Source organism: Streptomyces glaucus, assembly GCF_039533365.1.
Classification (GTDB): Bacteria; Actinomycetota; Actinomycetes; order Streptomycetales; family Streptomycetaceae; genus Streptomyces; species Streptomyces glaucus.
In genome coordinates, this window is record NZ_BAAATK010000093.1 from 1 (window position 1) to 11,277 (window position 11,277).

The 11,277-nt window shown below is 78.8% G+C and carries 13 protein-coding genes and 1 pseudogene; 11 read left to right on the forward strand and 3 right to left on the reverse strand.

Annotated features, from left to right (window positions below; genetic code table 11):
- From ABD363_RS31660 to ABD363_RS31705, 10 genes and pseudogenes are all read left to right on the forward strand, one after another.
- Positions 1-183: pseudogene (locus ABD363_RS31660) on the forward strand (transferase); the annotation flags it as partial.
- Positions 180-824, forward strand: a complete 645-nt coding sequence (locus ABD363_RS31665; RefSeq protein ID WP_344609853.1) for a D-glycero-alpha-D-manno-heptose-1,7-bisphosphate 7-phosphatase — start codon at positions 180-182, stop codon at positions 822-824. The pseudogene ABD363_RS31660 and the gene ABD363_RS31665, both read left to right, overlap by 4 nt.
- The gene (locus ABD363_RS31670; RefSeq protein WP_344609855.1) at positions 821-1,819 is read left to right on the forward strand and encodes a glycosyltransferase family 9 protein; all 999 of its coding nucleotides are present in this window, start codon (positions 821-823) and stop codon (positions 1,817-1,819) included. Before ABD363_RS31665 ends, ABD363_RS31670 begins: the two co-directional genes overlap by 4 nt.
- Positions 1,816-2,766, forward strand: a complete 951-nt coding sequence (locus tag ABD363_RS31675) for a glycosyltransferase (RefSeq protein ID WP_344609857.1) — start codon at positions 1,816-1,818, stop codon at positions 2,764-2,766. Before ABD363_RS31670 ends, ABD363_RS31675 begins: the two co-directional genes overlap by 4 nt.
- Positions 2,763-3,980 carry a glycosyltransferase gene (locus tag ABD363_RS31680; protein ID WP_344609859.1) on the forward strand — a complete coding sequence of 406 codons (1,218 nt, stop codon included), beginning with the start codon at positions 2,763-2,765 and terminating at the stop codon, positions 3,978-3,980. The genes ABD363_RS31675 and ABD363_RS31680 overlap by 4 nt, the downstream gene beginning before the upstream one ends.
- Positions 3,980-4,600 (forward strand): D-sedoheptulose-7-phosphate isomerase, encoded by a 621-nt coding sequence (locus ABD363_RS31685; protein WP_344609861.1) that lies wholly within the window; start codon positions 3,980-3,982, stop codon positions 4,598-4,600. Before ABD363_RS31680 ends, ABD363_RS31685 begins: the two co-directional genes overlap by 1 nt.
- Complete coding sequence (gene rfaE2, locus ABD363_RS31690) at positions 4,593-5,960, forward strand: D-glycero-beta-D-manno-heptose 1-phosphate adenylyltransferase (RefSeq protein ID WP_344609863.1); 1,368 nt, start codon at positions 4,593-4,595, stop codon at positions 5,958-5,960. Before ABD363_RS31685 ends, rfaE2 begins: the two co-directional genes overlap by 8 nt.
- Positions 5,957-6,922, forward strand: coding sequence for a glycosyltransferase family 9 protein (locus ABD363_RS31695; protein WP_344609865.1), 966 nt, complete (start codon positions 5,957-5,959; stop codon positions 6,920-6,922). The genes rfaE2 and ABD363_RS31695 overlap by 4 nt, the downstream gene beginning before the upstream one ends.
- Before the next feature lie 147 nt (positions 6,923-7,069).
- Entirely contained in the window at positions 7,070-7,984 is a 915-nt protein-coding gene (locus tag ABD363_RS31700) for a glycosyltransferase family 2 protein (protein WP_344609867.1), read from the forward strand.
- Positions 7,981-8,877 carry a glycosyltransferase family 2 protein gene (locus ABD363_RS31705; protein ID WP_344609869.1) on the forward strand — a complete coding sequence of 299 codons (897 nt, stop codon included), beginning with the start codon at positions 7,981-7,983 and terminating at the stop codon, positions 8,875-8,877. Before ABD363_RS31700 ends, ABD363_RS31705 begins: the two co-directional genes overlap by 4 nt.
- A 51-nt stretch (positions 8,878-8,928) precedes the next feature.
- Here the strand turns inward: ABD363_RS31705 and ABD363_RS31710 are convergent, their stop codons facing one another.
- The 3 genes from ABD363_RS31710 to ABD363_RS31720 are packed head-to-tail and all read right to left on the reverse strand — an operon-like array spanning position 8,929 to position 10,429.
- Positions 8,929-9,123, reverse strand: a complete 195-nt coding sequence (locus ABD363_RS31710) for a hypothetical protein (RefSeq protein ID WP_344609871.1) — start codon at positions 9,121-9,123, stop codon at positions 8,929-8,931.
- A gap of 50 nt (positions 9,124-9,173) precedes the next feature.
- On the reverse strand, positions 9,174-9,485 hold the full coding sequence (locus ABD363_RS31715) for a DUF3040 domain-containing protein (protein WP_344609873.1): 312 nt from the start codon (positions 9,483-9,485) through the stop codon (positions 9,174-9,176).
- Complete coding sequence (locus ABD363_RS31720; protein WP_344609875.1) at positions 9,482-10,429, reverse strand: polysaccharide pyruvyl transferase family protein; 948 nt, start codon at positions 10,427-10,429, stop codon at positions 9,482-9,484. The genes ABD363_RS31715 and ABD363_RS31720 overlap by 4 nt, the downstream gene beginning before the upstream one ends.
- A 329-nt stretch (positions 10,430-10,758) precedes the next feature.
- On the opposite strand from ABD363_RS31720, the gene ABD363_RS31725 reads away from it, so the two are divergent.
- A complete protein-coding gene (locus ABD363_RS31725; protein WP_344609877.1) occupies positions 10,759-11,190 on the forward strand; it encodes a DUF2243 domain-containing protein in 432 nt (143 codons plus the stop codon).
- Positions 11,191-11,277 lie beyond the last annotated feature (87 nt).

An 11,277-nucleotide genomic window follows, 5' to 3' on the forward strand; every position in this document is an offset into this window, starting at 1 on the left:
GGCTGGGCGGCCGGCACCGCCGAGTTCGCCTGGGCGCGCATCGCCCCCGGCCCGCGCACCCGGGACGAGGTGACGACCATGCTGGCCACCAGCGTGCTCATCCCGCCGGCCGCGACCTGGCACCGGCTGAGCGGGACGTGGCGGCACCGCGCCGCCCCCGCCTGGCGGGAGGTGACCGCATGAGCCGCACCGGCCCGGTGAGGGCCGTCCTGTTCGACCGCGACGGCACCCTCGTCCACGACGTCCCCTACAACGGCGACCCCGCACTGGTCCGGCCCGTGGCGGGCGCCCGCGAGGCGCTCGCCCTGCTGCGCGCGCGGGGCATCCGCACCGGCGTCGTCACCAACCAGTCCGGCGTGGCCCGCGGCCTGCTCACCGACGCCGACGTGCGCCGCGTCAACCGGCGCGTCGAGGAGCTGCTCGGCCCCTTCGACGTGTGGGCCGTCTGCCCGCACGGCCCCGGCGACGGCTGCCGCTGCCGCAAGCCCGAACCCGGGCTCGTGCTGCGGGCCGCCGGGCGGATCCGCACCCCGCCCGAGGACTGCGTGGTGATCGGCGACATCGGCGCCGACGTCGAGGCCGCCCGCCGGGCCGGCGCCCACGGCATCCTCGTCCCCACCCCGCAGACCCGCCCGCGGGAGACGGCGGCCGCGCAGCACGTGGCACCGGACCTGGCGACCGCCGTCCGCGCGGTGCTGGACGAGCCGCCGCGAGGCCGGGACCTGGGGGACGGAGGCCCGATCGGGAACGCCTTCGACGGCGCCGGGGCCACCGCCGGCCCGCGCGGAACCGGACCCGCCGACCCCAGCGGGAGGTCGTGGTGAAAGCACTGGTCACGCGCCTGGACAGCTTCGGGGACGTGCTGCTCGCCGGGCCCGCCGTCCGCGCCGTCGCCGCGCGGGCCGAGCACGTCACCCTGCTGTGCGGACCGCGCGGCGCGCCCGCCGCCCGGCTGCTGCCCGGCGTCGACGACCTCCTCGTCTGGGACGCCCCCTGGGCCGGCTTCCAGCCGCCGGACGTCGACCGGGCCGAGATCGACGGCCTCGTCGGGAAGATCGCCGCCACCGGCGCCGACACCGCGCTGGTCCTCACCTCCTTCCACCAGTCCCCGCTGCCCACCGCGCTGCTGCTGCGGCTGGCCGGCGTGCGCCGCATCGCCGCGGACAGCGAGGACTACCCCGGCTCCCTGCTGGACGTGCGCCACCACCGCGCCCCGCACGCCCACGAGGTGCAGGCCGCGCTCGACCTGGCCGAGGCCGCCGGCTTCCCGCGCCCCGGCGACGACCGGCTGCGCGTGCTGCCCCCGCCCGGCACCACCCACCTGACCGGCCCCGGCCCGTACGTCGTGCTGCACCCCGGCGCCAGCGTCCCGGCCCGCGCCTGGAGCCCGGAGCGCAGCGCGGAGGCGGTGCGCGAACTGGCCGCGGCCGGACACCGGGTGGTGGTGACCGGCGGCCCGGGCGAGCGGGACCTGACCGCGTACGTCGCGGGCCGGCACGGCCTCGACCTCGGCGGCCGCACCGAGGCACCGGAACTGTCCGGCGTCCTCGCCGGGGCCGCCGCCGTCGTCACCGGCAACACCGCCCCGGCCCACCTGGCCGCCGCCGTCGGCACCCCCGTCGTCTCGCTGTTCGCGCCGGTCGTGCCCGCCGAACGCTGGCGGCCCCACGGCGTGCCGTACGTGCTGCTCGGCGACCAGGACGCGCCCTGCGCGGACAGCAGGGCCCGCACCTGCCCGGTCCCCGGCCACCCGTGCCTGAACACGGTCACCGCCACGGACGTGGTCGCCGCCGTCGAGAAGCTGACGGGGGAGACATGAGGATCCTCATCTGGCACGTGCACGGATCGTGGACCACGGCCTTCGTGCAGGGCCCGCACACCTACGTCGTCCCCGTCACCCCCGACCGCGGCCCCGACGGCCTCGGCCGCGCCCGCACCTGGGACTGGCCGGAGTCGGTGATCGAGGTCCCGCCGGAGCGGCTGCGCGACGAGGACATCGACGTGGTCGTCCTGCAGCGCCCGCACGAACTCGCCCTCGTCGACCGGTGGCTGGGCCGCCGTCCGCCGCTGGTCTACCTGGAGCACAACGCCCCGCACGGCGACGTGCCCGACACCCGGCACCCGGCCGCCGACGTCCCCGGCGTCACCCTCGTCCACGTCACGCACTTCAACCGGCTGATGTGGGACGCCGGCGCCACCCCCACCGCGGTCGTCGAGCACGGCGTCGTCGACCCCGGCCACCGCTGGACCGGCGAGCTTCCGCGGGCGGCCGTGGTGGTCAACGAGCCGGTGCGGCGCGGCCGCACCACCGGCACGGACCTGCTGCCCGCGTTCGCCCGGGCCGCCCCGCTCGACGTGTTCGGCATGGGCACCGACGGCCTCGCCGGCCGGATCGGCGTGTCCCCGCGGCACTGCCGCTCCCACGAGCTGGTGCAGGCCGACCTGCACACCGAACTGGCCCGACGGCGTGTGTACGTCCACCCCGTCCGCTGGACCTCCCTCGGCCTGTCCCTGCTGGAGGCCATGCACCTGGGCATGCCGGTGGTCGCGCTCGCGACCACCGAGGTGACCGAGGCGGTGCCCCCGGGCGCCGGCGTGGTCACCAACCGCATCGACGTACTGACCGACGCCGTACGGGAGTTCCTGGCCGACCCGCTGCGCGCGCGCACGGCCGGCGACACGGCCCGTGCGGCGGCCCTGGCCCGCTACGGGCTGTCCCGCTTCCTGAACGACTGGGAGCGGCTGCTCAAGGAGGTGACCCGATGAGGATCGCCATGGTGTCCGAGCACGCCAGCCCGCTCGCCGCGCTCGGCGGCGTCGACGCCGGCGGCCAGAACGTCTACGTGGCCCGCCTCTCCGAGGAACTGGCCGGGCGCGGCCACGACGTCACCGTCTACACCCGCCGGGACCTCGCCGACCTGCCCGACCGGGTGCCGCTGCCCGGCGGCGCGGTCGTCGAGCACGTCACGGCCGGACCGACCGAACCCGTCCCCAAGGACGAGCTGTTCCCGTACATGCCCGGCTTCGGCGCCCACCTGGCGCGGGCCTGGCGGCGCGAGCGGCCCGACGTGGCGCACGCCCACTTCTGGATGTCCGGCATGGCCTGCCTGCTCGGCGCGCAGCCGCACCGCATCCCCGTCGTGCAGACCTTCCACGCGCTGGGCACCGTCAAGCGGCGCCACCAGGGCCGGCGGGACACCAGCCCGCAGGAGCGGATCGGCATCGAGCGGCAGCTCGGCCGCACCTGCGAACGGGTCCTCGCCACCTGCACCGACGAGGTGCGGGAACTGGCCGGCATGGGCGTGCCGGAGCGGCAGGTGTCCGTGGTGCCCTGCGGGGTGGACGCCGAGCACTTCCACCCCGGCGCCGACACCGGCGCCACACCCGCCCGGCGGCAGCGGCACCGCCTGCTCGCCTGCGGCCGGCTGGTCCCCCGCAAGGGCTACGACCAGGCGATCCAGGCGCTCGCCCGCGTCCCCGACACCGAACTCCTCGTCGCCGGCGGCCCCCCGGCCGGCGCGCTGGACGCCGATCCGGAGGCCCGGCGCCTCACCCGGCTGGCCCGGCGCGCCGGCGTCGCCGACCGGGTGCGGCTGCTCGGCGCCGTCGACCCGCGCGACATGCCCGGGCTGCTGCGCAGCGCCGACCTGGTGCTGTGCACCCCGGTCTACGAGCCGTTCGGCATCGTGCCGCTGGAGGCCATGGCGTGCGGCGTGCCCGTCCTGGCCACCGACGTCGGCGGCCACCGCGACTCCGTCGCCGACGGCGCCACCGGCCGGCTCGTCCCGCCGCAGGACCCCGAGGCGATCGCGGCCGCCGCCCGCGGCCTCCTCGCCGACGAAGGGCTGCGCCGCCGCTACGGCACGGCCGGCCGCGCCCGGGTCCTCGCCCGCTACACCTGGCGGCGCGTCGCCGACGGCGTCGAACGCGTCTACCGGCTGACGCTCGCCGGCCACGCACTGTCGAAGGAGGTGGCGTGATGACCGTGCATCCGCCCGTGGCCGGACACTGCGACGAACTCCAGGACGCGCTGACCGCGTTCCGGGCGTCGGCGCACATCACCGAACGCTGGGGCGCGCGGCTCGCGTCCGTGCTGTCCGGCGGCGGCCGGCTGCTGGCCGCCGGCAACGGCGGCAGCGCCGCCCAGGCCCAGCACCTGACCGCCGAGATCGTCGGCCGCTACCGCGACGACCGGCCGCCGTTCTCCGCGATCGCCCTGCACGCCGACACCTCCGCGACCACCGCCATCGCCAACGACTACGGCGTCCATGAGGTGTTCGCCCGCCAGGTGCGCGCCCACGGCCGCCCCGGCGACGTGCTGGTGCTGCTGTCCACCTCCGGCGCCAGCGCCAACCTGCTGTCCGCCGCCGACGCGGCCCGCGCCGCCGGGGTGCGGGTGTGGGCGCTGACCGGACCGGCCCCCAACCCGCTCACGGCCGGCTGCGACGAGGCCCTGTGCGTGGCGGCGCCCGCCGCGGCGACCGTGCAGGAACTGCACCTGGTGGCGGTGCACATGGTGTGCGCCGCCTTCGACGCGGCGCTGGAACGCGGGGTGCGGCGCGGGGCGGACGGCCACGGGGGTGACCGCGCGCATGGCTGACAAGTCCCCGCTGGTCGTGGTCGGCGACGCCCTGCTGGACCGGGACCTGGCCGGCAGCGCCGACCGGCTCGCGCCGGACGCGCCCGTCCCGGTCGTCTCCGGCTGCGCCGAGCACGTCCGGCCCGGCGGCGCCGCGCTCACCGCGTACCTCGCCGCCCGCGACGGCCGGGACGTCACACTCGTCACCGGGGTGGGCGACGACCCGGCGAGCCGCGCGCTGCGCCGCCTGCTGGACCCCTGGCTGGACCTGGTGCCGCTGCCGCTGACCGGAACCCTGCCCGAGAAGACCCGCGTCCTCGCCCAGGACCGTCCCGTGGTCCGCCTGGACCGCGGCGACGGCCGCACCCGCGAGGCCACCGGCGCCGCCCGCGCGGCGGTCCGCCGCGCCCCGGCCCTGCTGGTCTCCGACTACGGCCGCGGCGCCGCCGACGCCCTCCGGGACGACCTGGCCGCCCGCCCGCCGCTGGTGTGGGACCCGCATCCGCGCGGGGGCCCGCCGGCGCCCGGCACCCGGCTGGTGACGCCCTCCGAGAAGGAGGCGCACGCCTTCGCCCCGCAGGGCGACCGGCCGCGGGAGGGCCTGCGGGCCGCCGCGCACAGCGCCGCCGCCCTCGTACGGCAGTGGCGCGCGGCCGCCGTCGCCGTCACCCTCGGCCCGCGCGGCGCCCTGCTGTCCTACGGGGAGCACCCGCTGCTCGTGCCCGCGCCCGCCGCGCACCACGGCGACGCCTGCGGCGCCGGGGACCGGTTCGCCGCGACGGCAGCCGGGCTGCTCGCGGACGGGGCGCTGGTGGGGGAGGCCGTCGAGGGGGCGGTCGGCGCGGCGAGCGCGTTCGTCGCCGCCGGCGGCGCGGGCGCCCTGCCCCGCGCGGACTCCCGGACCCCGGCGCCCCCGCCCGCCGCCGACGACCCGTACGCCCTGGCCGCGCGGGTGCGCGCCGAGCACGGCACCGTCGTCGCCGCGGGCGGCTGCTTCGACCTGCTGCACGCCGGTCACGTCGGGCTGCTCCAGGCCGCCCGGCGGCTCGGGGACTGCCTGGTGGTGTGCGTCAACTCGGACGCGTCGGTGCGGCGCCGCAAGGGCGGGGGCCGCCCGGTCAACCCGCTCGCGGACCGGGTCCGCGTCCTGCGCGCCCTCGCCTGCGTGGACGCGGTCGCCGTCTTCGACGAGGACACCCCCGAACGCCTCCTCGCCGACCTGCGCCCCGACGTGTGGGTCAAGGGCGGCGACTACGCGGGCGCCGACCTGCCGGAGGCCGCGCTGCTGCAGGAGTGGGGCGGGCAGGCGGTCCTGCTGCCGTACCTGGACGGCCGCTCCTCCACGGCCCTGATGGCCCGCGCGGCGGAGGGGGTGCGATGACACCGGCCGCGCCGCCGCGCGTCCTGGTGCTGCGCGCCCTGGGCCTGGGCGACCTGCTCGCCGGGGTGCCCGCGCTGCGCGCCCTGCGGCGGGGCTTCCCGGACCACGAGATCGTGCTGGCCGCCCCCGCCGCACTGGCGCCCGTCGCGGCGGCGGCCGGGGCCGCGGACCGGCTGCTGCCCGCCTCCGCGCCCGGCCGGGCCGTGCCCGCCCGCCTCGACTGGAGCGGGCCGCCCCCGGACGTCGCCGTCGACCTGCACGGCAACGGGCCGCCCAGCCACCGGCTGCTGACGCGGCTGCGCCCGCGGCGGCTGTTCGCCTTCGCGCACCCCGGGACACCCGAGGTCGACGGCCCGCCCTGGTACGCGCAGGAGCACGAGCGCGACCGCTGGTGCCGGCTGCTGCGGGCGTACGGCGTCGACGCCGACCCCGCCGACCTGCTGCTGCCCCGCCCGCCCGAGCCGTCCCCGGCCCCCGGCGCGGTCGTCCTGCACCCCGGCGCGGGCGCCCCCTCCCGCCGCTGGCCCGTGGAGCGGTACGCGGCCGTCGCCGACGCCCTGCGCGCCCGGGGGCACCGCGTCGTGGTCACCGGCGGACCGGACGAGGGCGACCTGGTGGCCCGCCTCGCCGAACTGGCCGGCCTGCCCGGCCCGGACGTGTTCGGCGGCGGCCTGCCCTACGGCCGGCTGTCCGCGCTGGTCGCCGGCGCCCGCGCCGTCGTCAGCGGCGACACCGGCATCGCCCACCTGGCCGTCGCCCACGCCGCGCCGTCCGTCACCCTCTTCGGCCCGGTGCCGCCCAGCCGCTGGGGCCCGCCCGCCGACCCCCGCCACCGCGCCCTGTGGCACCCGGGCCCGGACGGCGACCCGCACGGCCGCCGCCCCGACCCGGCCCTGCTCCGCATCACCCCCGACGACGTCCTGGACGCCCTCGCCGGCCTGCCCGGCGCCCCGGGGCCGTGACGGCGCACCCCGGTCCCGGCGCCTCGCCGCGGCACACCGGCGGGACACCGGCCCGCCCCGGGCCGTGCCTCACGGCCGGCCCGCGAACCGCTCACCAGGGCCGTGCCCCCCGGCCGGCCCGCGAACCGACCCCTTGCCGAGGACCCCATGGACAACGGCCCGTCGACCCTCGCCCGACGCCCGCCCGCCGATCCGGCGCACCGCCCGGCCGTCGGCGTCGTCATCGCCACCCGCAACCGCTCCGCACGCCTCGCCGTCACCCTGCGCCACCTGCTGGCCCTCCCGGAGCGGCCCCCCGTCGTGGTCGCCGACAACGCCTCCACCGACGACACCCGCGCCCTGCTCGCCCGCGACTTCCCCGAGGTCCGCGTCCTCGCCCTGCCCGGCAACCGCGGCGCCCTGGCCCGCACCGACGGCCTGCGCCTGCTGGACACCCCCTACGTGGCCTTCAGCGACGACGACTCCTGGTGGGCGCCCGGCGCGCTCGCCACGGCGGCCCGCCTGTTCGACGAGCACCCCCGGCTCGGCCTGCTCGCCGCCCGCACCCTGGTCGGCTCCGCCGACGCCCCGGACCCGCTCAACGCCGTCCTCGCCGGCTCCCCCCTCGGCCCGGCCACCGACCTGCCCGGCACCCAGGTCCTCGGCTTCCTCGCCTGCGCCGCGATCGTCCGCCGCAGCGCCTACCTCGACGCGGGCGGCTTCCACCGGCTGCTGTTCATCGGCGGTGAGGAGACCCTGCTCGCCTACGACCTCGCCGCCCGCGGCTGGGGCGTCGCCCACTGCCCCGACGTGGTCGCCCACCACCACCCGGACCCCGGGCCCCGCGCCGGCCGCCCGGCCGTGGTCCGCCGCAACCACCTGCTCACCGCCTGGCTGCGCCGGCCCCTGCCGTACGCGCTGGCCCGCACCCGCGACCTGGCCGCCGAGGCCCGCCACGACCCGCACGCCCGGCGCGCCCTGCGCGACGTCCTGCGCCTGCTGCCCGCCGCGCTGCGCGACCGCAGGCCCCTGCCGCCGTACCTGGAACGGGCCGCCCGCCTGCTGGAGGGAGCGGCCGCATGACCGACCCCCGCACGACCGTCGTCGTCATCACCCACAACCGGCGCGACGAACTCCTGCGCACCCTCGACCGCCTCGCCGAGCTGCCGGAGCGGCCGCCGGTGATCGTCACCGACAACGGCTCCACCGACGGCACGTCCGCCGCCGTCGCCCGGCACCACCCCGGGGTGCGGCTGCTGCGCCCCGGCCGCAACCTGGGCGCCGTCGGCCGCAACCTGGCCGTCCGCCAGGTGACCACCCCCTACGTCGCCTTCTGCGACGACGACTCCTGGTGGGCGCCCGGCTCGCTCGCCGGGGCCGCCGACCTCCTCGACCGGCACCCCGGCCTCGCCACCGTCACCGCCCGCATCGTCGTCGAGCCGGACGGCACCGAGGACCCGATCGTCGAGGAGCTGCGCGACTCGCCCATCCCCGGACCCGCGTGGCTGCCCGGCCCCGCCCTCGGCTCCTTCCTGGCCGCCGCGACCGTGCTGCGCGCCGACGCCTTCCGCGCCGCGGGCGGCTTCCACCCCCGGCTGTGGCTGGGCGGCGAGGAGGAGCTGCTCGCCGCGGACCTCGCGGCCGACGGCTGGTGGCTGACGTACGCCGATCACCTGACGGCCCACCACCAGCCGTCCGTGGCCCGGGATCCGACGCTCCGGCGGGCCCACGGCATCCGCAACACCCTGTGGTTCACCTGGCTGCGCCGCCCCGCCGGTCCCGCCCTGCGCCGCACCCTGCACCTGGCCCGCACGGTCCCGCGCGACGCCGCGTCCCTGCGCGCCTTCGCCGAGGCGGCGGCCGCCCTGCCGTGGGTGCTGCGCGAACGCCGGGTGCTGCCCCCGCAGGTCGAGGCGCGCCTGCGGCTGCTGGAACCGTCCCAGCGCCGCTCCAAGGCCCGCAGCTACGTCGGCTGACCGCGCGCGGCCGCGCCCGCGCCCGGTTCTCACGGCCGCGCGCGGCCGGCGTCAGCCGCCGGGGCGCTCGCCCTCGGGCCCCCGGCCGCGCTCGGTCCGCGGACCGCTGCTGCGCAGTCCTCCGCCTTCCTGCAGTTCCTCGCCGGCCGCCCGGTCGGCGTCCTGGTCGCCGATCCCGGACCTCTCCTCGTCCTTGCGGAGCCGGGCCCTGCGGACGTCGTACTTCCCGCTGCCGGGTCCGGGCACGACGATCACCTCCTGCCGACCGGGTCCCCGGGGCCCTCGCGGGCGGACGCTCAGCCCTCCGTGCACCGGCACAGCAGCCGGAACGCCGCGAACAGCGCCACCGGCCACACGGCGGCGAACGCCAGGATCACGCCCGGTTCGGAGGTGACGATGCCGGCCACCATCAGCGCGACCGACACCGCGAGCAGGGCGGTCACCGTCACCGTCCGCGGCCGGCGGCCGACCGGGCGGATCGGCACGCGGCGCCGCCGCGGCGGACCGAGCGTGCGCAGCCGCCGGGCGAGCCGGCGGTCGCGGCGCAGCCCGCGTTCGATCTGGTCGAGGATGCGCTGCTCGTGATCGGGGAGTCGGCCGGTGGTCACTGTCTCTCCTCACGGGGCGACCGGACGGACGAGCGGGTGCCCCGCGAGCCCGGGAGCCAACCGGCGGGATGCGGCGCCAGCGCCTCGACGAGCCGGTCGGCCCCGTCTGGCGCCGTGCCCGCCCGGAAGGCGGCCCGGATCCGCCGCGCGCTCCCGCGGCCGCCGGTCAGGCACCACCGCCACCAGTGCTCCAACTGCCGCGCGTCCAGCCGCTCGGCGGCCACCAGCGCGGGCCAGCCGCAGGCGCGGGCCTGCGCGGTCACCTTCGCGCCGCCCGCGACCGGGTCGACGGCCAGCGCCGGGGTGCCCGCCCGCAGCGCCAGCACCAGCCCGTGCAGCCGGTCGGTGACCACCAGGTCCAGCCGGGCCAGCACCGACTCCAGCTGCGCGGGCGTCGCGCTCAGCCGCCAGTCGTGCGCGTCGAGCCGGGTCTCCAGCTCCAGCCGGGCGCAGTCCTTGCCGGCCAGCCAGCGGGTCACCGCGGCGGCGACCTCGTCGTGCCGCCGCCGCGGCCCGTACTCGTGCTGCCCGCGGGTGAGGATCACCCCCACGACGGGGCGCGCGGGCAGGCCGGGGGCGCGGGCCGCCAGGTCCTGCGTCGGCTCGCCGCCCGCGGCGTCCCGGGCCAGGACCCGGTGGAAGCCGGTGACGGCCGGGGAGCCCGGGTCGATCACGGAGGTGCCGACGGCGACGCGCACACAGTGCGCGAACCGCCGGTGCAACTCCTCGACCTGCGGCCCGTGCACCGGCCCGCACACGAACACCAGGTGGGAGTAGGCTCCGGGGTCCACGTCCGCCAGGTGCGGTCCCCCCGCCCGGAATCCGGGGCTCCACACCACGTCGTAGCCGAGGCCGGCCCGCCGCAGCACCTCCTCCACCCGGTGCAGGGCCAGCACGTCCCCGGCGGTCGCCTCCCCGTGCAGGAAGCTGAACCACCCGGCCACCAGAATCCTCCGCCGTCCACGCACCGTGCGATCCGGGTGCCCGGCCGCCGCGCACGCAATCACCGGCGCGCGCCCCGCCCCGCGGGCGCGACGGCGCCCCCGGCCACAGCGCCTGGTTCCGCCGCGCCGGGTACTCGACGCGTCCACCGTTCACCCGTCCGAGCGGGCCACGCTGCGCCGGCCGTCCACCGGAGGACCGGCGGGCGGCCGGACCCGGTAGGACGGACCGGCAGGCAGGCCGTGTCCGGCAGAAAGGCGATCCGAACCGCATGAGCGACGCAGCCCCTTCGCACCCCGCCCCCGGTCCGCGCCCGCAGCCACGGAGATCCATGGCCGTGGGCGCGCTGATCGGCGCGGCCGTCATGGCCGCGGTCGACGAGATCGTCTTCCACCAGCTGCTGGGCTGGCACCACTTCTACGACCGCTCCACCACGAAGGCGGGCCTGCTCTCCGACGGGCTGCTGCACACCGCCGAACTGCTGGGCCTGGTCGCCGGGTTCTTCCTCCACGCCGACCTGCGCCGCCGCCGCGCCCTGGCCGCCGCCCACGCCCGGGCCGGGTTCGTCCTGGGCCTGGGCGGCTTCCAGCTCTTCGACGGCGTCGTGGACCACAAACTGCTGCGCGTGCACCAGATCCGCTACGGCGTGGACGTCACCCCCTACGACTGGGCGTGGAACCTCGCCGGGCTGGTCCTGCTGCTCGCCGGCTGCGCCCTGGCCGTCCGCGCGGCCCGCCGCACCCGCACCGGGCCGACGGCATGACACCGGCCCACGTCCACCCCGTACCGGCCGGTTTGGGCGCGGACCCCGGCGGCTGGGCCGCACCGGCCGCCGCCGCGGCGGCGGCCA